This window comes from Flagellimonas sp. B-3 (assembly GCF_056857835.1).
This window is the reverse complement of the sequence record NZ_JBSXNW010000011.1, coordinates 94510-117756: the sequence shown is the minus strand read 5'-3', so window position 1 is coordinate 117756 and position 23247 is coordinate 94510. Positions and strand designations below refer to the sequence as shown.

At 41.3% G+C, this 23247-nt stretch carries 14 protein-coding genes; 4 read left to right on the top strand and 10 right to left on the bottom strand.

Going from position 1 to position 23247, the window contains the following annotated elements:
* Positions 1-42: 42 nt before the first annotated feature.
* The 4 genes from AC13CS_RS01610 to AC13CS_RS01595 all read right to left on the bottom strand — a co-directional run bounded on the left by AC13CS_RS01610 (position 43) and on the right by AC13CS_RS01595 (position 5479).
* The gene (locus AC13CS_RS01610; protein ID WP_163624466.1) at positions 43-1248 is read right to left on the bottom strand and encodes a primase-helicase family protein; all 1206 of its coding nucleotides are present in this window, start codon (positions 1246-1248) and stop codon (positions 43-45) included.
* Between the two features lie 74 nt (positions 1249-1322).
* Entirely contained in the window at positions 1323-1592 is a 270-nt protein-coding gene (locus AC13CS_RS01605; protein WP_163624465.1) for a helix-turn-helix transcriptional regulator, read from the bottom strand.
* A gap of 445 nt (positions 1593-2037) precedes the next feature.
* Positions 2038-2505, bottom strand: a complete 468-nt coding sequence (locus AC13CS_RS01600; protein ID WP_163624464.1) for a hypothetical protein — start codon at positions 2503-2505, stop codon at positions 2038-2040.
* Positions 2506-3496: 991 nt separating this feature from the next.
* On the bottom strand, positions 3497-5479 hold the full coding sequence (locus tag AC13CS_RS01595; protein WP_293163640.1) for a monovalent cation:proton antiporter family protein: 1983 nt from the start codon (positions 5477-5479) through the stop codon (positions 3497-3499).
* A 329-nt stretch (positions 5480-5808) separates the two neighbouring features.
* Between AC13CS_RS01595 and AC13CS_RS01590 the strand changes: the two genes are divergently transcribed.
* Together AC13CS_RS01590 and AC13CS_RS01585 are read left to right on the top strand one after the other, a co-directional pair.
* Complete coding sequence (locus AC13CS_RS01590; RefSeq protein ID WP_482888332.1) at positions 5809-7536, top strand: sulfatase family protein; 1728 nt, start codon at positions 5809-5811, stop codon at positions 7534-7536.
* A 72-nt stretch (positions 7537-7608) separates the two neighbouring features.
* Complete coding sequence (locus AC13CS_RS01585) at positions 7609-11013, top strand: DUF7133 domain-containing protein (protein WP_293163643.1); 3405 nt, start codon at positions 7609-7611, stop codon at positions 11011-11013.
* A 104-nt stretch (positions 11014-11117) separates the two neighbouring features.
* Here AC13CS_RS01585 and AC13CS_RS01580 read toward each other — a convergent pair whose 3' ends face one another.
* The 6 genes from AC13CS_RS01580 to AC13CS_RS01555 all read right to left on the bottom strand — a co-directional run bounded on the left by AC13CS_RS01580 (position 11118) and on the right by AC13CS_RS01555 (position 21701).
* The gene (locus tag AC13CS_RS01580; protein ID WP_293163646.1) at positions 11118-12452 is read right to left on the bottom strand and encodes a fibronectin type III domain-containing protein; all 1335 of its coding nucleotides are present in this window, start codon (positions 12450-12452) and stop codon (positions 11118-11120) included.
* Between the two features lie 60 nt (positions 12453-12512).
* The gene (locus AC13CS_RS01575; protein ID WP_293163648.1) at positions 12513-14066 is read right to left on the bottom strand and encodes an amidohydrolase family protein; all 1554 of its coding nucleotides are present in this window, start codon (positions 14064-14066) and stop codon (positions 12513-12515) included.
* A gap of 103 nt (positions 14067-14169) precedes the next feature.
* Positions 14170-15333 carry a hypothetical protein gene (locus tag AC13CS_RS01570; RefSeq protein WP_293163651.1) on the bottom strand — a complete coding sequence of 388 codons (1164 nt, stop codon included), beginning with the start codon at positions 15331-15333 and terminating at the stop codon, positions 14170-14172.
* 19 nt (positions 15334-15352) lie between these two features.
* Positions 15353-16969: a SusD/RagB family nutrient-binding outer membrane lipoprotein gene (locus AC13CS_RS01565; RefSeq protein WP_293163653.1), complete on the bottom strand. Its 1617-nt coding sequence runs from the start codon at positions 16967-16969 to the stop codon at positions 15353-15355.
* A gap of 21 nt (positions 16970-16990) precedes the next feature.
* Complete coding sequence (locus tag AC13CS_RS01560; protein WP_293163656.1) at positions 16991-20335, bottom strand: SusC/RagA family TonB-linked outer membrane protein; 3345 nt, start codon at positions 20333-20335, stop codon at positions 16991-16993.
* A gap of 226 nt (positions 20336-20561) precedes the next feature.
* Positions 20562-21701 carry a FecR family protein gene (locus AC13CS_RS01555; protein WP_293163659.1) on the bottom strand — a complete coding sequence of 380 codons (1140 nt, stop codon included), beginning with the start codon at positions 21699-21701 and terminating at the stop codon, positions 20562-20564.
* Positions 21702-21805: 104 nt separating this feature from the next.
* Between AC13CS_RS01555 and AC13CS_RS01550 the strand changes: the two genes are divergently transcribed.
* Complete coding sequence (locus tag AC13CS_RS01550) at positions 21806-22342, top strand: RNA polymerase sigma-70 factor (RefSeq protein WP_293163662.1); 537 nt, start codon at positions 21806-21808, stop codon at positions 22340-22342.
* Between the two features lie 133 nt (positions 22343-22475).
* A complete protein-coding gene (locus AC13CS_RS01545; RefSeq protein ID WP_014034659.1) occupies positions 22476-23051 on the top strand; it encodes a DJ-1/PfpI family protein in 576 nt (191 codons plus the stop codon).
* Positions 23052-23247 lie beyond the last annotated feature (196 nt).

The window sequence follows — 23247 nt, the reverse complement described above, 5'->3', positions numbered from 1 at the left end:
AAAGTGATGACAGCCTAAACCCTTATAAACACTGGGCTTATATCAATCTGTCATCAAATCATCAAAATTTTGGACCAAAAAATTCTTTTTTATGGTAAAGTACCTTCCCTTGGCGTCCTCGGTGTTGATCTCGCCGTTGTTCCAAATGGTGATTTTTTGGTACTTGTTTGAATTTGGCTGGTTGTCCAGTTTCCAATCCTTTTTCAGCAACCGCCTCAATTGGGTCAGGTCGGTCTTGACCCGTGTGCGGTTGAGCATGTGCAGGGCATCGATGGGACAAAGGTCCACCGAGTCCATCTCGAACTTTTCCATGGCACTCAGCAATAGACTGGCCAGTTCCTTCTCCACCCTATTTCGGTTATTGTTCACCAGCTTCTTAAGGGCAGGGGTATAAACCTGTTTAGCTGTGAACCACATTCGGGTTCTTTGTTTTGTGCTGTATTCCCTTTTTGAAAGGAAATCCAAAAAAGCGGGCACTTCCTTGGACAACTGGTCCAGGAAATCGGTGTCCTCCCTTTTAAGTGAAGGAATCTTTCTAACCCAGAACCTGGTCTCATGGGCATCGATCTTGATGAAACTGTCCTCGTTATTACTGCAGAGGATAAATTTTCCAAAGAATTCCACTTCCCTTTTGTCCTTGCCCTTGGCCTCCAGCTTGTTCCTGTTGGTGGTACTCAGATATTTGATGCGCTCGGTGAGCTCCTCCTTGTTGAACAGCACCTCGTCCACGCATATCAACAGCTTGTTGGCCCAGTCCGCATTGAACTGGCTTGCAAAGCTGTCATTGGTCAGATAGGTAAGGTTGTTGCCAAAGATCTCCTTGAGCCATTTGAGGAAGGTGCTTTTCCCGGTGTTCCTTTCGGTGGAGACCAGACAGAGGATGGGGAGCACCTGCACCGGTCTTTGGTACAGGAGTTTCAGATAGTCCAGCCCAAGTTCCAGCTGGTTGCCGAAGATATGCCCTAAAAAGGCCCGTGTTCTTTTGATGGTTCCCTCTTTGGGTTCATGTGCCAAAAGGGAATAGGTATTGTAGAAACCATGGTGTTCCTTTTTGAAGTCCACATGACAGGGAATACAGGCGAACCCATCATATTTGGGCACCTTGCCCAAATAGTCCTTGCCATGGTCCTGCTTGATGATATGCTCGTTCCAAGGGACCAGCTGCTCGTTGAAATGTCCAGAAATGGTCGGAATCCTTACCAACTTGTAAAAGGTGGTCCCGACCCTTATGTATGGTACTGTTTCCATATTGGTGCTTTTGAAATTTTGTGATTACTTCCATTTTTGGTGAATCCACAAATAATTTAAAGATGAATCCGTGGCTAAGGATTTGAATCCACAATCGTTTCGCTTTCCGGCAATGGCTTACGTTGGTTCTGTAGCAACCAACTGACTATCTTTTCCCTTTCAAAGAATATAAGTTTTCCATTGGGCTTGGAGTGCGGGATTTGCCCCGCAGCGGTAAGCTTGTACAGATAACTTCTTGATATGCCGGTGTAATCACAGGTCTCATCAAAGGTCAGTACTTCTTTATTGGCTATCATAAGTCGTTCCAAACGGTCAAGCCGTTCGAGTATCAAAAAATTGTCCATTTTGTTCCTTTTAACGATTACAAATGAACAAAAGCGCTTTTGTTTTCCTTTGAAGAATTCTTTGGATAAAGATAATAGAGGGCGGAGGGAAAGTAAGGTTTATGGATTGAATTTTATCCACAAAAAATTGATGTGCAAACACTTACATCATATCAGTTCATATCAAACCAAATGAAAAATGGCAAATAAAATTTTGTTCTAAATCAAATCAAATGACATCAATCGAATTTTCTTAGAATACAAGGATATTGAGTTATCAACAATTGAAATAAACAGATATAAAATTTTGGGCACCAATAAACGATTGATTATTGGATGAAAACATTCAGGTAGCTCTGGAATACTGTCTCGAAAAGGGTTAGCTTTTTAAACCTGTTCACTTTACTTCAAAAAAAAGCACCCCGTTTATGAGGTGCTTTTATGTATTTACAAGTAGGAGAATTGACTAGTTTCCTTCACTCAAAGAAAAGCTGCCATCACCACTAAAAGATTCTACTGTAATCGTTACGGTCCATATTCCGGAAGTGCCTGCGTCGGTTACTCCAGAGAAAGAATCGGGCTCAACCGCACCGTTCAATGATCTATTCAACACGATATTTGCATCTGCATCTGTTACCACCATATTGAAGGTACCTTCCGTAGTCGCAGTGATATCGGCATTATAATCCGCTGTACTGAGGTTGTTGTTCCAGCTGAATATACGGGTGGTAGAACCACCGTTGCCGGTAAAACTTGCATCGATGTCACCATTGAAATCCGACCGGTCACCAACGGTAAAGTCGGAAGGGCTTGTTCTTAATGTTGTTCCATTGACCGTTACACTCGCAAAAGGGTCATCATCTTTGCTACAGGCAATGACGGTAAGGACCATTACTCCGGCTATTAAGTATTTAAATAGATTTGAGGTTTTCATACTTTACTATTGATTAATTAAGAATTGTTGTTTTATAGTTTCCATAGGTTAAACAATCATACTAACGAATTCCCTACCCTGATGATATAAAATCATCTTTTTTTGTTGTGAATCGTGCCCTAATAGTTGTGAAATCATTTTTTTTAGAATTCGGCTATCTGTACAATAACGGTAAGGATTGGTTGGCAAAAGTTACTATGGCCGGGAATCTGGTTGATAAAAGGAAAAGAAGGTCAAAGATATCCAATGGGTATATAACTTTTTCAAATTACTCAGAAATAAGTGAAAAAACATCGAAATAGTCCAATTTGCAACAAATAATCAAAAACAAATTTGACCTAAGTTTGCGTGCAAATTGCGTGCAAATAAAAAAAGCTCCAAAAGTTAAAAACTCTTGAAGCCTTACTGTTACTGTGGAGAATACCGGATTCGAACCGGTGACCTCTTGCCTGCCAGGAAAGTTAGGTTTCTTTGATAGAGATTTCATTAAGTGACCTATTGAAAGTTTTTAACATCCTGGTTAAATAGACTTTCTATTTTAAATTTTGATTTCGTTATCTGGTATTACCCAATTTTAAATTCTGTCATTTTGAAGCTCTTTAATTTATTTTAAATCTCATTGTATCCATTTGGCATTTAAAAAGCCCATAATTGTTAAATTACTATTAAAAAGGTGTCCCTTTCGGTGTCAGTATCAATTCCCCACCCTTTACAACCCCTAAAAACAGTGGTTTTTTCAATTTAAAGAAGACCCTCTTCCTCCGCAATAAAAACCCGCAACGAAAGTTGTGGGTTTTGTTTTTTCTGGAGTAATAGAAACTTGTTTCAAGGGACATCAGAAAACACAAAATTCAGCAAGCATGGCTTGGTTCGGATTTTATGATTGCCCAGGATTTCTATTTGGATATACAATCCCTCTTCATGTTTGTCAGGAAGATCTCCAGGTTAAACATCGGTATTCTTTAAAATGTACAATAGGTATTAAAACATTTTATTTTATCAATTTATGAAAGCGCTCTATGCTGTTTTGATTCCCCTGTACATAGATCAGGTCGCCTTGCTTTAATTTTTCAGTGGGTTGAACACTTTCCAACATTTCATCCTTTCTTTTGATGCCCAAGACATTTATTCCGAATTCAGCTCTTAAATTCAATTCACGTAACGACTTTCCTAGAAACTTATTACTATCAGTGTTCATTCGCAAACAAGTAATATTGAAATCTGCCAGCTCACTAGCTCGAAAAGTTTTGGGACGCTTTAGTTCTCCTTTAAACAATTGGTAATTGTCTGATCTAATCTTTTGAACAAATAGGTCTATATCATCTTCCGGCACAAGAAAGTTCTGAAGCACGTTGGTGAAGATCTGAACCGAAGTTTCAAATTCTTCAGGAATGACATCGTCAGCTCCCAAGGCGATTATTTCAGATGTTTCCTTAACATATCGTGTTCTCACAACCAGGTAAAGGGAATCAGAATAGGAACGAATATTTTTTATGACCCTTTGGGTGGCCAACGTATCTGAAATTGCAATTACTGCAACCCTGGCATTTGAAAGGTTTACTGTTTCAAGAATATGGTTTTGGGTGGCATCTCCAAAAATAATGGGCACACCTTTTGCCTTCTCCTTTTTTACTATTTCCGCATTCATCTCTATCACAACATAGGGAATGTTACTTACAGAAGCTGCTTTGGCCAAATTACTGCCATTTACACCATACCCTATAATGATTAAATGATTTTCTAATTTGGCGGTTGAAGTTTCCTCTTTGCCATTTTTGGGAATTAATTCACCCTTTAGGCCTATCTTTTTGGATACTCCCATCAATCTATCCGCAATTAATTCTGAATAAATAATCACAAAGGGTGTCAATATCATGGATAAGATGGAAATCGACAAGAAATACTGGTTGGTTTCAGCAGTCAATAAGTTGTACTCTAGCCCTACCTTGGAAAGAATAAAGGCAAATTCCCCAACTTGAAATAGGGCCAGTCCTGTCATCAAAACCGTTCGGGTCGGATACTTGAGAACCGTAACTGCAATTGCTGCAATGGTCGCTTTCACAAAAAGAACAATAATCACAAAAAGCATTATGAGCAGCACATGATTTATAAAAAACTGTAAATCCAGTAACATCCCGACCGAAACGAAAAAGAAACTTGTAAAAAGTTCCCTGAAAGGAAGTATGATACTAGTGGCTTGATGGCTGTATTCGGATTCAGAGACAATTAAGCCTGCCATAAAAGCGCCCAATGCCAAAGAAAGACCCGCTTCAGATGTTAGCCATGCCACGGCAAAACAAAGTGTTATGGTTACCAATAAAAAAAGCTCTTTGCTATTCGTTTTTGCTACTGCATGCATTAATCGAGGGACAATATATCGTGCACTGACAATGGTTATTGCAAGTACGATTATGGACTTTATTAACAGTGACAGAATACTCAGCCCGAGATTTTCCGATTCACCGGCCATCATGGGGACGACCAGCATCATGGGAACCACGATCAAATCCTGAAAAATTAAAATTGCCAAAACATTTCTGGCGTGCGGTGCCGTAATCTGTTGTTTGTCCTGCAATGTTTTTAGCACTATGGCCGTACTGGACAGTGAAAAAAGAAAGCCAATAAAAACCGACTCATTCCAAGAATTGCCCATAAAATAATACACAACTGAGGCTACTGCTATTGTTATGCCCACCTGTAAGGATCCACCAATAAACACTGTTTTTTTAATGGACATCAATTGCTTTATGGACAATTCCATTCCAATTACAAAGAGTAAAAGGATCACCCCTATTTCAGAAAGAATTTCTACTTGCTCTACAGCATTTACAAGGCTAAAACCATAAGGTCCAATGACTACACCGGTTATCAAAAAACCAATTATGGAAGGAAGCTTAAGCTTTTGAAGGATAAAAACAATAGCGACTGAAAACCCCAATAAGATGAGAATGTCATGTAGTAAAGGTAGATGCATAAGGGTTGTTCTTTTGATTCAATAAATGAAAATAGTTATTAAAACTATAACCTGGATTGGATAATTTAAATTTACACCCATAAAGGCATTATCTCAATAAATGTGTTATGTCCCCAATCTTACTTCAATTTGACAAAATCAAATTTTTGTTGCTTGTTAACTTGGAATTCAGTCTCTTGATTTTACTACAGTCACATAAAACACTTCAAATGTATCATTACCAGAGGATGGGATAAACCCACCTCTCCAATTTTAAAACATCAACAACAAAAATCCGCGGAATTGACTATCTTTTGTCCCAAATAAATGATTTGCTTAAACAAACTAATATGCCATTCAAAATCAACCAACCAAAAACCACAACAAAAAGAATCTTAACAATCACAAATCTTTTTTTTTGTCTAACCTTACTCATCGGGTGCAAATCCGAGGTCAAAGAAGAAGAATCAAAGCGACCCAACATAGTTTTCATTATGTCGGATGACCATGCGTATCAAGCCATTTCTGCCTATGACAACAGTTTGATAGAAACCCCCAATATTGATAGAATTGCCGACATGGGCATGTTGTTCACCAATGCCAGTGTTACCAACTCTATTTGTGCCCCATCCAGAGCAACAATTCTAACGGGAAAACACTCTCATGTGAATGGCAAAGTGGATAATGTTTCTCCTTTCGACACCACCAACGTTACCTTTCCGCAACTGTTACAGAAAGCAGGGTATCAAACGGCCATGTTCGGTAAGCTCCACTTTGGCAACAACCCCAAAGGGTTTGACCAGTTTAAAATACTACCAGGACAAGGTGCTTACTACAACCCCGATTTTATAACCAAAAATGAAGGGGAAATCAATGTTAAAGGTTATGTAACCGACATAGTTACGGACATGACCCTCGATTGGCTGGACAACGAACGCCAAGCGGATAAACCCTTTATGCTGATGTACCTCCATAAAGCCCCGCACCGCTCTTGGTTTATGGCGGAAAGACACATGCAAGAGTACACTCAAAAAACCTTTAAAGAACCCGCAACCTTGTTTGATGACCATGAAGGGATGCCAGCCGCCAAGGTAGCCCAAATGAAAATTGATGGCAATATGGGCTGGGCCAACGATAGCAAACTATACCCCGAAGTTATGGATCAATTAGGTTTGGAAGAAGTAATTGGTTTTGACAAACTCAGGTTCGAAAATGCTTTAGGAAGAATGGATTCCACCCAAAGAGCCAATTTTGATGCAGCCTACGAAAAAGTAGCCAAAGAATTTGTAGAAGAATACCCTAGCATGTCGGACGAAGACCTTGCCAAATGGCGTTACCAACGCTATATGCAAGATTATCTGGGCACCATAAAATCAGTTGATGAGAATGTTGGCCGTGTTCTGGATTATTTGGAAGCCAATGACATGATGGAAAACACCATTATTGTGTACACCTCGGACCAAGGATTTTATTTAGGGGAGCATGGTTGGTTCGATAAAAGATTTGTTTACGACGAAAGTTTAAAAACACCCCTATTGGTTTCATGGCCAGATAGGATTAAACCAGGGAGTGTATCCGATGAACTTGTTCAAAACTTGGATTTTGCACAAACATTTCTCGATGTAGCAGGTGCCCCTCAGCCCAGCGATATGCAAGGAAAAAGTTTAGTTCCCGTACTAACCGGCGATTTGGACAATTGGGAAAGGGACGCTGTATATTATCATTATTACGAGCATCCATCGGAACATAATGTGAATAGGCACTATGCCGCCATTACCAAGGATTATAAATTGATACACTACTATTTTGACCTTGATTATTGGGAGTTGATCGACAGAAAAAAAGACCCTCTGGAACAACACAATTATTACGGTGATCCAGCCTATGCCGAAATTCAAAAGGACTTGCACCAAAAGCTTGATGCATTACGCGAACAATACGGTGATTCCACAGCACTGAGCCAACAATACATAGATGAATTTATGCCGCTTGCAAAAGAAGGCAAAGTATATGGGGTTGAAGATGATATTTTGGAACCCATTATTGAGAAATGGGAAAGTTCAAAGGAGAAAAACTAATGCCAATACAAAACGTTGGAGAATTTATTTTCATACCTTTTCAACCTTAACTGAATCAAACCTTAAAAAATCATGCACATAAAACCGTTAGGAACAATCTTCCTTCTTGGATTGCTCTTTGTCGTTTCCTGTCAAAAAAAATCATCAAAACCAACCGAAACCCCTATTACCATTGAGTTGGATTCATCTTACCTCAATCAAAAAGTTGCCGACTCCAAAAATATGGGGTCGGTACAATTGGCCGAAGGCCTTCAACTTAACCTATGGGCTCCCGATACCCTTGCCCCCGACCCTATTGCTATGGATATCGATGCTCAAGGCCGTATCTTTTTTACCCGTACCAACCGTCAAAAAAACTCAGAATTTGATATTCGGGGATATCGCCATTGGATGACCGCCTCCAACAGTTTTGAAACCGTAGCCGACCGAAAGGCATTTTTGCACGAAACCTTTGCTCCCGAAAAAAGTGAAGAAAATTCATGGCTGGCCGACCTCAACAACGATGGCAGTCACGATTGGAGGGACTTAGCTGTAGAAGAGGAAGAAGTATGGCGCTTGGAAGATACCAACAATGATGGGCTTGCCGAGAAAGCAACTCGGGTAGTACACGATTTCCACACCGAAGTAACCGATGTGGCCAACGCTTTGGCCGTAGATGGTGAAAACTTGTTCGTAGGGGTCGCCCCAGATATGTGGCGTATGGAAGATACCAACGGCGACGAAGTATTTGACACCAAAACCTCCCTAGCTACTGGGTTTGGGGTTCATATAGGATTTGGTGGCCATGGTATGTCCGGTGCAATAATGGGCCCCGATGGCAAACTCTATTGGGGCATAGGCGACATTGGAGCCAACATTACCGACAAAGAGGGGAATCGGTATCCCTATTCCAATCAAGGCGTTATTGTACGTAGCAATCCAGATGGGTCCGATTTTGAGGTTTTTGCCCATGGTCTTCGTAACACCCATGAGTTTGTTTTTGACAAGTATGGCAATATTATTTCTTCTGATAATGATGGAGATCACCAAGGTGAAAGTGAACGTTTGGTTCATATTGTTGAAGGTTCCGATGCGGGATGGCGCTCCAACTGGCAATATGGCAAATACACCGACCCAAAAAACAACGACTATAAGGTTTGGATGGACGAAAAACTATACTTGCCCAGATGGGAAGGGCAGGCTGCCCATATTATCCCTCCTATCATGAATTATCACAACGGTCCTACGGGAATGCTCTTTAATCCAGGTACCGCTTTGGGTTCGGATTGGGTGGATAAATTCTTTTTGGTCGAGTTTGTGGGCGACCCATCCCTATCGCATATTTGGTCTTTTGACCTTAAACCAAAAGGAGCCTCGTTCGAGCTCGATTCCGAAGTGGACATGTTGAGCGGCATTTTGCCTACCGCCATAAAATTTGGCCCCGATGGAGCCCTTTATCTTGCCGATTGGATCAACGGTTGGAACACAAAAAATTCAGGCCGGGTTTGGAAACTGGATGTAACCGATTCGGAAAACGATTTGGCTGAAGAACGGGCTGAAACCCAAAAATGGATGACCGCGGACTTTGCTGGGCTGGACAATGATGAACTCGTGGAATTGCTACGCTATCCAGATATGCGCATCCGTCAAAAAGCACAATTTGAATTGGCTAAAAGCACCTTTTGGGGCCATCGCAAATTAAAGCAGGTAGCGCAAGAAGACGATAATCAATTGGCCAGAATTCATGCTATTTGGGGAATAGGTCAACAAGCTGGAAAAGATACCGATAAAGCTGACCTTTTAGTGGAACTTTTAAATGATGAAGATCCAGAAATCGTAGCACAAAGTTTAAAGGTTTTAGGAGATGTTCGTCATTCCGAAGGAAGTGATAAAATGATAGCGCTACTCGATACAGAAAACCCTCGGGTACAATTTTTTGCCGCTCAGGCATTGGGGCGAATCAAAGCTGAAAATGCTGTGCAACCCCTATTGGATATGTTGGAAGAAAATGCCGATAAGGACATCTATCTACGCCATGCTGGTGTTTTGGCCTTATCCAGAATCGGAAAATACCAACCTTTGGTCGAGTTGGCCAATAGCGAAAACCGTTCCTTGAAAATTGCAGCGGTTTTGGCTTTGCGAAGAATGAAAAGACCAGAAGTGGCTGTCTTTTTGAAAGACTCCGATGAATTTATTGTTACCGAAGCAGCTCGTGCCATAAACGATGATAAGGGAATTCAAGAAGCGCTTGCAGATTTGGCCGCACTGTTGGAAAACCCAAAATACAGTTCCGAACCGCTTATGCGCCGTGTCATCAATGCCGCGCTTCGAGTGGGTGGCGAAAAGCAACTGGATAATTTGATCGATTATGCCAAAAACGAAAATGCCCCTTCGGAATTACGCGGTGAGGCCTTGGCCGCGCTGAGTACATGGTCCTCTCCATCGGTAATGGATCGTGTGGACGGGTATCATTTGGGAGCAAAAGAAAGACCTTTGGAGCCCATTCAAAATAAAGTAACGGGAAGTATGTCAGATTTTTTGTCTGATGAAAACCCAGAGGTATTGGTAGGAGCACTAAAACTATTGTCCGCCTTGCATTTAAAAGGGCATGAAGACCGGTTGGTTCAGCTCCTACGCACCCATGCTTCGCCTGAAGCTAGGGCTGAAGCGTTAACCGCATTGGGCAATACAGCTTATGAACAGTTGGCACGAGCAATGCGCATGGGCATGAGTGATGAAAACGCACAGGTAAGACGAACCGCTGTGACTTTGATAGGTGAACTTTCGTTGACAAAAGAGGAATTGCCAAGCATTGTAAACCCTATCTTCAGCAAAGGTGGTGTTGGTGAGCAACAAGCACTTTTGGAAGTCTTGGCAGAGATGCCCGTGGAAAAAAGCGAAGTAGTGCTTTCCGACTTGTTGAATCAGGCTGCTCGTGGTGGTATTGATGAAGCCGTTATGCTCGATTTGATAGAAGCTGCCTCCGACAACACCTCCGAGATGCTTAAAAACGAACTTGCCTCATTAAAAAGTCAAGGCTATGGTACCGATGCCTACGTAGAAACCTTATATGGTGGCAATTGGTGGGCCGGTCGAAATGTTTTTATAAGTAACCCAACGGCCCAATGTGTTCGCTGTCATGCAGTGAAAGGCTCAGGCGGCCAAGTAGGTCCTCCCATGGACGATATTGGCAACAGATTGACCCGTGAGCAGATCCTGGAATCTTTGATCGAGCCTTCCAAGCGAATTGCTCCAGGTTACGGAAGCGTAGTGTTGACCTTGACCAACGGACAAGAGGTTACAGGACTATTGGTAGAAGAGAACGAGGAGGGACTGGTTCTCCGCACTTCGGATGCTGAACCTTTAGAAGTGGCCCACTCTCGAATTCAAAAGAGAAGAAATTTGCCGTCGGGCATGCCTGCCATGGGCAAAATGATCAGTAAACGTGAATTGCGCGATTTAATAGAATATTTGAGCAATCTGAAAACTGAGGGGTAATCCAACCCTAAAAACAATAAAAAAGGTCTAATATGAAGAAAATCGACATGTTAGACCTTTTTTGTTTAGATTGGTGAACTCAACTATTTATTACCATGCTTTTTTTAAAAAACATTGCCCAATGCATTGCTCATTTTTGCCCAGCCAGAAGCGTTTTTGCGCAGTTTTGGCTTAGCTTGTTCAATATGAATAAACCTCCCAGTTGTATTGCTAGCTGAAGTGCTGCATGGGTCAGGGGAACTATTGATAAATCTCCCTTGCGTATTGGTAAAGCCCCTTAATCGAGTCCAATCCGTATCAATATGGGCAATTTTAAAAGTCAAGGTTTTATCTTCATCCAAAAGAGCATCCCTGATCAAGGAAGCATAATCTGTGTCTGGGGTTTCCGTAGTTCCATTGCTCATTATAACATCGGGGTCTCCATCATCCTTGCCAAAACCATGTAATTGTACAAATACCGTATTCGGTAAAGTTGTAGCTATAACCTCTGTCGTTTCTTGAAAAGCGGAATTGGTATTATGTGCCATGTCAGAAATACGGTAGGCCCCATTTGACCCACAAGCGGAAGTTGTTCCGGAACATTCCGACCTATCGATGCTATTGCACCTGTGCGTACCGCTTAACAGAAGTGCTTTGGCCACATTGTTCCTAAAGGAATATACGGCCTCAAAACCCGTATTGGTATCGTACTTAATGTGGGGAGCCATCAATACCAAATCTTCCTTGTTAGGTGTTTTGCTGAAAACATAGATGCCCCAATAATTGGATTGCGAACTGTGTTCGGCCAATACATAGAACACTTGGTTGGGTGATAAAGTGGTATCTGTAAATTCCGTAATCTGATAATTGAAATCAACAGCTTTGGAAACAGCATCTGAAATATTGTCGCTCAACAGATCGTCAATGACCTGGTTCCACAAATCCAAATCATTATCAGTGGGTATTTCATAACTGTTTTCGCCACTGCCCGGTACATTATTTATCAAATTTTGCAGGTACGTATCAATATTTCCCGATGCATATTGTAGTTCGGCCTCAATTGCACTGACTGTTGTTACCTTCAAAGCTTCACTTAATGAGGATTTGTTTCCGGCTGCATCGTTTGCCAGTACCTGATACTCGTACATCTTGCCTGGCTCTAAATTGTTCAACACGTAAGATGTTTGACCGGAACTTGCCAAATAACTACCATTTTGGTAAAGAGAATAATTTTTAACCCCTACATTATCAGAAGCAGCATCCCAGTTCAATTCCACCGAGGTTTGTGTTATATTATCGCCCGTTAAGCCTGTAGGGGCCGATGGGGCTTGTACATCCGTTTCTACTGAGGTTTCGTCGTTGCTACCCTCACTTGAAGAGCAAGCTACAAACAACATTAAAACCATGATGATGATTTCCTTTCCGAAGGAAAAACCTGTTATAAAATTTATAGTTTTCATTTTTGTTTCTTTTTGGAAGTACCCATTGATTTTTCACCAATGAATTTTTCATTTCCTTGGCTATTTTTTCAACATTCTTCCGTTTAGTTTTTCTGTGAATTCACCTTCCTCTATGGATAGTTTTCCATTTATGATGCTATATATCAACCCTTCAGAAAGCTGAAACGCATCCAAATAGTTTGCTTTATCCGTAAAGGCATTTGGATCAAAAATTATAATATCGGCGTAGTTGCCTTCTTGAAGAGTTCCCCGTTTTGGAAGTTTTAGGATTTTGGCTGTTTTTGAGCTACTTTGATTAATAAAAGAAGCTAAATCCAATACATTGTCCTCTTTAACAAACTTGCGGTATTTATAAGGAAAAGTCCCATATTTTCTAGGATGCCCCGAACCTCCATCCGAACCTGTTACCACCCATGGTTGGACCATAAAGTTTTCAATATCGTACGGGTTCATGTTGAACGAGGCTATTTTAATGTAACCCAGTTTTAAAATATCGAAAACAGCTTCTTCGGGCTTCTTTTTCAAATCTTGGGCTATCTCCAACAGGTTTTTTCCCTGCAGCAAGGTGTCCGGTGCTTGTATAATCAGTAATTTTTCCGGCCCTCCCCTTCTTGCTATATTGGTTTGGGTCTGTTTCAGAATCTGTTTTCTCAGCTCAGCATCTTGAAAACGTATGAACAAGGAGTCCGTTCCCCCACTTTCTGCCCATCTTGGAACCACGGCAGCCTTTAAACTTGTGGCGGATGCATCATACGGGTATTGATTGGCTGTAACATGAATTCCTTTGTCCTGTGCTTCTTCAACAATTTTGATGATTGAATCGCTTTGTTTCCAAACATCTACACCCAAACATTTGATATGGGAAATGTGTACGGGAATATTTGCCCTTTCCCCTATTTCGATGGTTTCCTGCACTGCTGGTATCAATCCAATGGAATAGGTGCTTTCATCTCTCATGTGGGTGTCATAAATGCCATTGTTCTTGGCCACGACCCCTGCCAATGCCACAACTTCGTTGGTTGTTGCATAGCTTCCCGGTGCATAGAACAATCCGGTTGACATGCCAAATGCTCCCGCATCCAATTCTTGCTGCATAAGTTGCTGCATTTGGGCTAGTTCTTCTTTAGAGGCTTTGCGATCGCTCTCTCCCATTATTTGTTTTCTGATGGTTCCATGGCCTACCAGGGCGACTACATTGGTGCCTACACCAATTTCTTGGCACTTATCCCGGTATTCTGCCAAAGGATAGGGGCTACTTCCGTCGTTGCCCACGGTTACCGTGGTTACTCCTTGAAAAAGAAAGGGTTTGTTATGTGATTGCTCCACGTCGTCCAAATCATTTGTGGCGTGCGTGTGTGGATCAATAAAACCGGGGGACACAATAAGTCCTTTCGCATCTATTGTTTTGGTGGCGACCACCTCTTTATCATTTTGATCACCTACCCAAACAATTGTATCGCCTTTTATGGCTATGGAAAGTGATTGGGGCATTGTTTCTACCCCGTCGTAGACTTCGCCGTTTACAATCAAAATATCCGCTTCTATTTTGCTTTTGCCGTTACATGCCGCCAAAAGGGCAACAAGTACAAAGAGACCTATGATTTTTCTTTCCATAATGATGTTTTTCTTTATTGAATGTCAACCCCAAAAAATGGGGTTGACATTTTTAATGCACATGAGAACAAAGTTATTCCCAAAGATCAATCAAAAAATGGCATTAATCTTCAGATTCGTATATAATCACGTTGTCAATATCAAAAGACTCCGGGGTTGCTCCAGATTGTATTTGAATCACCAACTGATACGAACGGACTCCTTTTAGATAGCCACTATTGATTTCATACCACTGACCAGCTACAGCTTCAACATCATCACTAAAGATGCTAGCCAATTCAAGAACTTCTGTACCCGAATCTGTGACAATATTGGCATAGGCATGTAAGCCGTCCAATTCTTCCCAGCTGGAATCTCCAAAAAACACCTGAAAAGAAACCCCTGAGTTCTCTTGCCCTTCCGGAACCTCAACGGTATCAAAAGTGATACGGATGGCCCCATCCGCATCTTCTGAGTGGAATCCTTGGGTTCCATCTGGGTATGCTTCGTAGTCTTCCAACAGCGAGAAAACCCCGATACGCTCTGCCGAAAAGCCCAAACTGCTGCTACTTATATCGGTAATGGCAATGTATTCCGAATCAAAACCAAGTTCATTGTCCACGCCGTTGCCCGCCGCAATAAAATCTACATAAGGAGGTGCTTCTCCATTGATCAGATCCAAGGTTTCATCGTTACTGCCATTTCTATTGTAAGTAGCATCTTCTGCTCCAACCGGAACTTCTTCAAAAGAGGTACCTCTAATTTTTTTTCCGGCTGGCTGAAAAAAGGATATGGAAAATTCCATTGCCTGGTTCGGAAAATATAGCTTGGACCTATCCGTGGTGTCGCCCCCTTCGTTCTCATTGTTATCATTTAAGTCTGGAGAGGCACCACTATATGTTCCGTTGGGGCTTGTAACGGTTCCAACAAAAGACATTGTTGAACCCAACGCTATATCTTCCTCGGTAAGCCCCAAAGCTTCAATAACTTGGCTAATGGGCAGTTCCAAATTATAAGGAAATTGCGTAACGGTTACAATATTCTCTGCTGTAACATCTCCATAGGTGACCGAGAGAGAATAACTTATTGCATTCCCATTGGAGTCTACCAGTTGGGCGGATATCACATCGGAATCCAAGCTCAACACACTATAGCTGAGTTCCGGAGTTTCGTCGAACGATACAAACCCCCCTCTATCGGTAATATCTTCGAGCGTATTGTTCTCTTTGGAGCAACCTATCATCAATAACAGCCCCAATAAAAATGTTATGCTTTTACTTCTTTTCATAATAGAAATCTTTTGCTAATTATTTAATGAAACCATCAGGATTGGTATCCCAGAATACTTTATCGTAATTGTTCTTCTGCGTAAGGGACAAGTTCCTTTCTACCTCTAATCTTGAATACGGGAAGCTTCGAGGAAATACAGGGTCATCATCATCTATGGGTACTTGAATATTTGATGGATATCCGGTTCGCCTGTAAAAATTATAGGATTCCACAGAGTTTCCAAAAGCTGCCAAATAATACTCGGTCATAATAATGTCCAACCTTTCTTCGTCTGTGGCTGCATTGGAGTAGTTAAGCAACACCTCATCTACATAAGCATCCACATCTGCACTTGTGGCAGCATAACTGGAATTTACGTCACCAAAGGCCAATACTTTGTCCATAGAGGCCCTGATCCCTGTTTCCAACAGTTTCGCTGGATTTCCATCTGTACCCAGCGTAATGGCTGCTTCGGCCCTTAAGAAACTAACATAAGATGAGGTAAGCAACGGCAAAATACCTGCTCCTCCTAAGTTATTGGTTGTGCTGGGAGCATCTACAAATTGATCTTCATCAAAAGTTCCACCTCCTGGATAAATACCATATACGGTTCTTAGAAGATTATCTCCTCTGCCTACACGGCTTTCCCCGTGGTCGTACCCCCAATATTGGTCACCTACGTAACAATAATCTACATCTGAATCACCTTGACAGGGCAAGTAAGGGGGGCCACTAAAAGGGTCTTCGTTGGATTGCCTGTATAGATAATAACGTATGCGGGGATCAGGATTACTCTTAGATTCCTTGAGCATATTCATAAAGTAGTTACCTATGTACTGGTCAAAACCACTTACGTAAGCTCTTTGAAAATATTGGTGCCTACTTTCGGGCTCTTGTACTGTGCTGTAGGTATATTGAAAGTCCTCGTCTTGGGTATCGATTAGGTTTTGGGACAACAGCGCATTGATCTCGCCCTGAATATCCGATACTCCTATATCTGCACTTGCCAATCTTGCCTGTACGAGGATTCTCAATTTAAAGGAATTTGCAAAGGCAATCCATTTGTCCTTATCACTGCCATAAAACAGGTCTGTGGAAAAATCGAAATTGGCTTCGTTGATTTCGGCAATGGCCTCATCAATATCGCTCAACACCATTTGATATAGTGCTGCACCTCCATCCAGCTCGGGATTGGGGTACTCTGCATTGTTCACGGCCTGGGAATAGGGAATAGCCCCTAGATAGTCGACCATGGTAACGGTTAGGTATCCCATTAAAAGTTTGGCAATACCACTATGGAAGAGCAAGGTTTCATCCTCTTCTGCCAGTGTTACAATGGTTCTTACGTTGTTCAATGCTTCGTAGTAGGTATCCCATTCTTTACTTGTACCCCCATCCATTACACTTGTGGGGACAACATCTCCATACGTGTCCGTCATGGCTTCATAGCGCATAATATCATCGGTGTTGATGATCATCCACGTCATATAGTGTTGAAAAAGGTATTGTACCTCGTTGAGCATATATTCAGGATTTGCACTATCGGGTGTTAGATAGTTGGGGTTTTCCTGTAGGTCAAAATCTGAGACTTCACAACCCAAAAAGAGTAGTAAAGCCAGCGTGCTTATACTAAAGTATTTTACTATTTTTTGCATTTTGTTTCTTTTTAGGTAGGATTAAAATGTTGCCGATATTCCTAAAGCGATCCTTCTTGTAGAGGGAACTGTACTATCCCCTTCGAGACCATCACTTTCGGGGTCGTAATTGGTATACTTGGGAAAATTTGGTGCTTTGTACCATAGGTTTCTTCCCGAAAGGGTAAAATCAATTCTTTGAAAGGGTAGGGCCTGCCCTTTTTTCTTTGTTAAGGTATATCCCAAGGAAACCTCCCTTATACGAAAAATAGAGGTATCCCACATGGCCAGATCGTTGGCATTGTAGTAATTGGAGTAAGAGATTCTACCCGGGTTCATTTGAAATGTATTGGGTATTTGGTCTCCGTTGGAATCCAATAGCGGCTCTCCCGTAGCATCATCTGCCAAATATCCGGGTATTACAAAAGCACCATCCCTATCCTCGGTATCTTTTGTTACCCCACGCTGTAACATATTGCTTACGGCTGTTGAATATATTTCGCCTCCATGTCTGTACTCAATTTGGGCGGACAGCCTAAAGCCTTTGTAGCTAAAGGAATTTATATTGGTGAGTCGCCAATCGGCATTGGGATCTCCGATGACCTTATTGTCCAAACCAACATCGGTGCTAGTGATCACCTCGCCTACCCTGGTACTGGAGCCGTTTCCGCTTATAAGCAGGTTCCCATTGTCATCTCTAAGGGCATAATCTCCCATAATAACTCCAAAGGGCTGACCCTCCACAGCATATCTGTCTTCTATAAGGTTGATATTTGCTCCCGTATCTGTTGTTTTAACTACCAATGACTCATCTGCCGTGAATATGTTTCGGAAGTTCCATTGGAAGTTTTCGTTCTTTATCAGGTCAATCCCCAAGTCCACTTCAATTCCTTTGTTATCAACCCTACCCAGGTTAATGAACTGTGTATCAAACCCTGATGAACCTGCCAAAGGAGAGGCTACAATTTGGTCTTCGGAGATTCTCTTATAAATAGAGGTCTCCAATGTTAATCTATTGTTGAACATGTTGGTCTCCAAGCCTATCTCAAATTCCTTATGAAGCTCCGGGGCCAAATCTGGATTGGCATATCTGGTACTATACCTGTTGGTTACAGGATAGGAACCATCTGCCGCCGCAAACCTGAGGTTATCAATAATTAATGTGCTTCTGGTCCTATATGGGTTGGGATAACCGGAAGATGTTGCGTAGGCTCCTCTAATTTTAAGATAGTTGACTACATTTCCTCCAAAATCAAAAGCAGAAGTAGGAACAAAGGATACCGAAGCACCTGGATAAAACAAAGATTGATTATCCCTTTCTACGGTACTTCCCCAATCGTTTCTTCCAGAAAGTGTTGCATACAGATAGCGTTTGTACGCAAACTGAAACTGTCCGAACACACCGGCAATGTTTTCATCTTCACTAGTATAGTCCGACTCGGTAATCGTATAGTTACTTGGCCTTAAAAAGCCATAAACAACCTGTCCATCGGAATCCGATGATCTACTTTGGTATCGAGTAAATCTGGAGTTTGCCCCAATCTGAGCCTCCAAATTCAGGTCTTCGGTAATGTTTTTGTTGAAACCAAGAATCATGGTCTGGTTAACGTCCACGTCCCTGTTGCTATCCAAACGCAAGTATCCAATTTTAAAGGTATTGTCATCATACCCTCCCTTATTGGAATATTCAAAACCACTGAAATGCCCACTATCATAACCGGCCCTATAGATCAGGTTAAAATCATCGTTCAATTTGTAATTGGCATTGACTGTGCCGTAAACGTGTTCGACAATATCGTTGGTCCCGGTATTGTGTAACATCCACAACGGATTTGTATCATTTCTGTAATACACGGATTCACCGGTCAATGGGTTTTGATAGGGAAGTTCGGTCAAATCAATCCATCTAGGTTGATAATAAACTACGTTGAAGATACTTTCACCATAAACCCTATTTACTTTTCGTGAAGAATAGTTAAGCGTGGCGGACAGATCTAACCTATCGGAAACCTGTGCCCGACCTCCAACGCTTATATTGAATCTTTTTAGGTCGTTGTGCTCAATAATACCTTTTTCATCCGTATACCCTGCCGAGATGTTAAATCCAACCTTTTCTTGGGAAGTGGCAACTGTAAGCGAATGGGTTGTACCAATTCCTGTTCTAAAAATGTTCCGCACGTTGTTTGGTTTCCCTGCAATGTTCAAGGTTGCACCTTCATATTCTGGAAAAATATCGCTCAAAGGGGCATACGGGTGGTCCACTTCGCCTATATCCGAAAAGGCCGGTCCCCAATTGGATAAGAAGGTTGGCTGAAATTCCCCTTCCCCACCATTGGAGTAAGTATTTTGAAATTTAGGCAACTGGGATACGGTATTGGTATACACCGTGGTCGAATATGTGGCCGTGGTTTCGGCTTGCCCCACTTTGGCAGAGCCACTTTTGGTCTGGATCAAGATAACCCCGTTCCTACCCTCACTACCATAAAGTACCGAAGCATTAAATCCTTTTAAGATGCTCATACTTTCAATATCATTTGGGTTGATATCCCGTAGCAATCCATTGAAAGGAACATCGTTTACCACAATCAAGGGATTATTGGAACCGGTAATCGATACATTCCCGCGTATTCTGATCGGTGAGTCCGAACCGGTCTGCCCATCGGCGGGAGTAATTACAACACCGGCAATTTTTCCCTGTAAGGTTCGGGCCAAATCCGCCTCTGGGCGTTGCTCTACCTCTTCGGACTTTACCTGGGAAATTGCGTAACCCAAGGCTTTTTTTGATTTTTTTATACCCTGAGCGGTAATCACAACCTCTTGTAGTGCCTGTGCCGTTTCTTTCAGCACAACATTTATGGTTGTTTGGTCGCCCACCTTAACATCCTTGGATTCAAAACCCATGTGGGTAAATTGAAGCACATTTTCCGGATAAGGTACGGTTATGCTGTACTTACCGTCAAAGTCGGTCGTGGTTCCTTTATTGGTGCCCTTTATCAATATTACCGCGTTCACCAATGGAAAACCCGACTCATCGCTCACCGTGCCGGAAACCTCAATCTGGGTTTGGCGGTTTCTAGGAGAACTTTTTTTGACCATTATGGTGTTGTCCGTGGTCAGAACAACATTCAAGTTCCCGGGCTCCAGACTTTTTTTGAGCAGTCTGTTGGTGCTTATCCTTCCCTTTTTTACAGGAATGGTCGGGTAGTCATCAAACATGCCCACCTCGTAAATAAAGCTGTAATCGGTCTGACTCATTATAAGATCAAAGACTTCATCCACCGTCATGGACTTATCAAACTCTATTTTAATACTAGAGTTCTGCGAAGCGAGGTCGTTTGGGGTGAAGCTAAAAACAGTTAGACAACATAAAAAAATGAATGTTCTCATAAGTAGTAGTAGAAGCTGGCTCCTGATCAGAAATCCAACTTTCGTTAGTTTAGTTTTCATAAATTTGATTGTTATTAGTTAGTTTCTAAACAATTAATTAATAATGGTACAAAGGGGATGGTGTCATTTAACTTTGGCGAGTATGGCCCATCCCCACTTTTTAGTTTTTTCTATTCATTGGCATGCTTTGATTTTTAGGTTGTTTTTTTGAGTTATCATCTACATTTTATTTTAATATGACGGTTTTGTTTTTTATTTCATAGCTATCCAAAGAGCTGGACATGATTACGGACAGCACATCTTCAATACTTTGATTTTTTCTTAACACCCCTTTGAACCTTTTGTTTTCCAAGGATTTATTTTCAAAAACCACTTCCATATCATACCATCTGGAAAGTGTTTTCATAATATCCTTCAATGGTTTTTTCTTGAAGCTAAAAACACCCCTTTTCCAAGATGTCTCGGAAAAAACATCTACATCCGATACGGCAATGGCTCCAGTTTTTGTATTGAGCCTTGATTGCTCTCCGGGCACAATTTCCAAGGTTTGCTCTTCATGTTTTACCGCTACTTTCCCTTCCACCAAAGTGGTAAGCACGTCCGGCTCGTCCTTATAAGCCTTTATATTGAATTGTGTCCCCAAAACTTGAATTTCCTGTTTCTCATGGTACACTTTAAAGTCCGCTCCTTGGTGCTCGGTACTCGATGAAACATCAAAATAGGCCTCTCCATAAACCAAATGAACTACTCTACTCTTTCCTTTTATAAAATGCACGGGGTACTTTAATTTGGATTCTGAGTTTAACCAAACAACAGTCCCGTCCGAGAGTGTAAGCGAAAATTGCCCTCCTCTTGGAACAGTTAGATAATTGTATTGAACTGCTTTTGTGCTGTTTTCTTTGGGGGAGTAGACTATTTGGTCTTCTTTCGCGCTTAAATTCTGTGTTTTGTAGTTGGCGTCCTTGCCAAGGGTTACATTCTCGCCATCCTCTAGAGTTAGAATTGCTGTGTTTTGCCCAGGTTCTATTTCATTGTTTACAATTATAGGCGTGGTCGGCTCTTCTGGGATAAACACTTTATCCTTGAAAATATATGCTGCCACTACCAAACCAGCAATCACAGCAGCATATTTTAAAATTGTCCGATACTTGTGCCTATTTCCTGTTTTTTTGATTTGATCAAACAATTCATCATTATGCGCAAAGGTCTTTTTAGCATTTACATAATGGTTGATCTCAACAAAATCATTGAAATATTTGAGGTTTTCCTCAGATTTTAGCCAATCCAACAATTCTTCGGACTCTTCCTCCGAAATTCTATTTTCAATTAATTTTAGAAGTAATTTATCAACCTTAGTTTGATTCATATTTAATAATTATTTAATCTTATGACGCGGGAAGCTTTTGATACCCCCCTTCAAAAACCAAAAAGTTTTATTTTTTTATCACTTTTTTAAAAAACACCCTCTTTTTGAAGCATAAAAATGAAATATTCATAATAAATTCCTTAAAAAGCGGAGATAAAAAAATCTTTGAACGCCTCTATTCGGATTACTACCAGAAATTATGTGCCTTTCTGCTCAACTATTGTCAAAATCGGGCAATTATTGAAGATGTAGTGCAAGATGTGTTCTTAAATCTTTGGATGAAACGCAAGGACATTCACATAAAAACATCCTTAAATGCATTTTTGTACAGGGCGGCATATAATAGATTAATGGACAAGTACAGGCACTTGAGGCTCAAGAACGACATGCTGTCCTCTTACTACCATACTGCCGTGATTCTCGCTGCAGATGTCGACTCTGAAACATCCAAAAAAAAGATGAAGCTGTTGGAAAATTGTATGGAAGAACTGCCAGAAAGATGCAAAGAAGTTTTTTATGCAAGTAAAATTCAAGGCTTGAACTACAAAGAACTTTCAGAGCGGTTCCAAATCTCCCTAAAAACGGTGGAAGGGCACATTTCGAGGGCATATAGAATTTTAAAGGAATGTATGCAATTGTAGAAATTTAAATAAGCGCACACTCCCTAAACCTTCTTTGATTTTTATAATAATTTAATATAAACACTTCTCCTTTTCCCAAGAACCATCAGTATCTTTAAGATTGTTTAGTTGTTAACCTTAAAATACTTGAAATATGAAAAAAATTCTTTTCCTAACAGGCGATTTTGCTGAAGACTATGAAACTATGGTCCCTTTTCAAATGCTCTTGATGGTGGGCTACGAAGTACATGCCGTATGCCCCGACAAGAAAAAGGGCGATACCATTAAAACCGCCATTCACGATTTTGAAGGCGACCAGACCTATACCGAAAAACCTGGTCATAATTTCGCGCTCAACTACAGTTTTTCTGATGTTGACCCATCGGATTATGCCGGATTGGTCATTGCAGGCGGACGTGCTCCAGAGTATCTTCGTTTGAATCAGAAAGTATTGGACATAACAAAGCACTTTTTTGATGAAAACAAACCTGTAGCCGCTGTTTGCCATGGCATACAAATACTTACCGCAGCAGGAGTGGTAAAAGGTCGAAAACTTACCGCTTATCCAGCAGTTGGACCAGAAGTAACCATTGCAGGCGGCGAATACCAAGATATTCCTGTGGATGGCGCTTATGTAGATGGCAACTTGGTAACATCCCCTGCATGGCCTGCGCACCCGGCCTTTATCCGCGAATTCTTAAAAGTGATGGGAGCCAAAATATCCATCTAATTCAATCCAAAAAATGATTTTAAACAGGATAGTATTGCCACATTTTAATGTTTTAGCAGTACTATCCTTTCTTTTTTTACCCATGGTATTAATCGAACGTTCTATTGAACGGTTTCTCTATTTTTTTATTGAACTTGGCCTATATGAAAAGGAACAAATGACATCGGTTTAAAATTTAACCTAAAATTATGTTCCA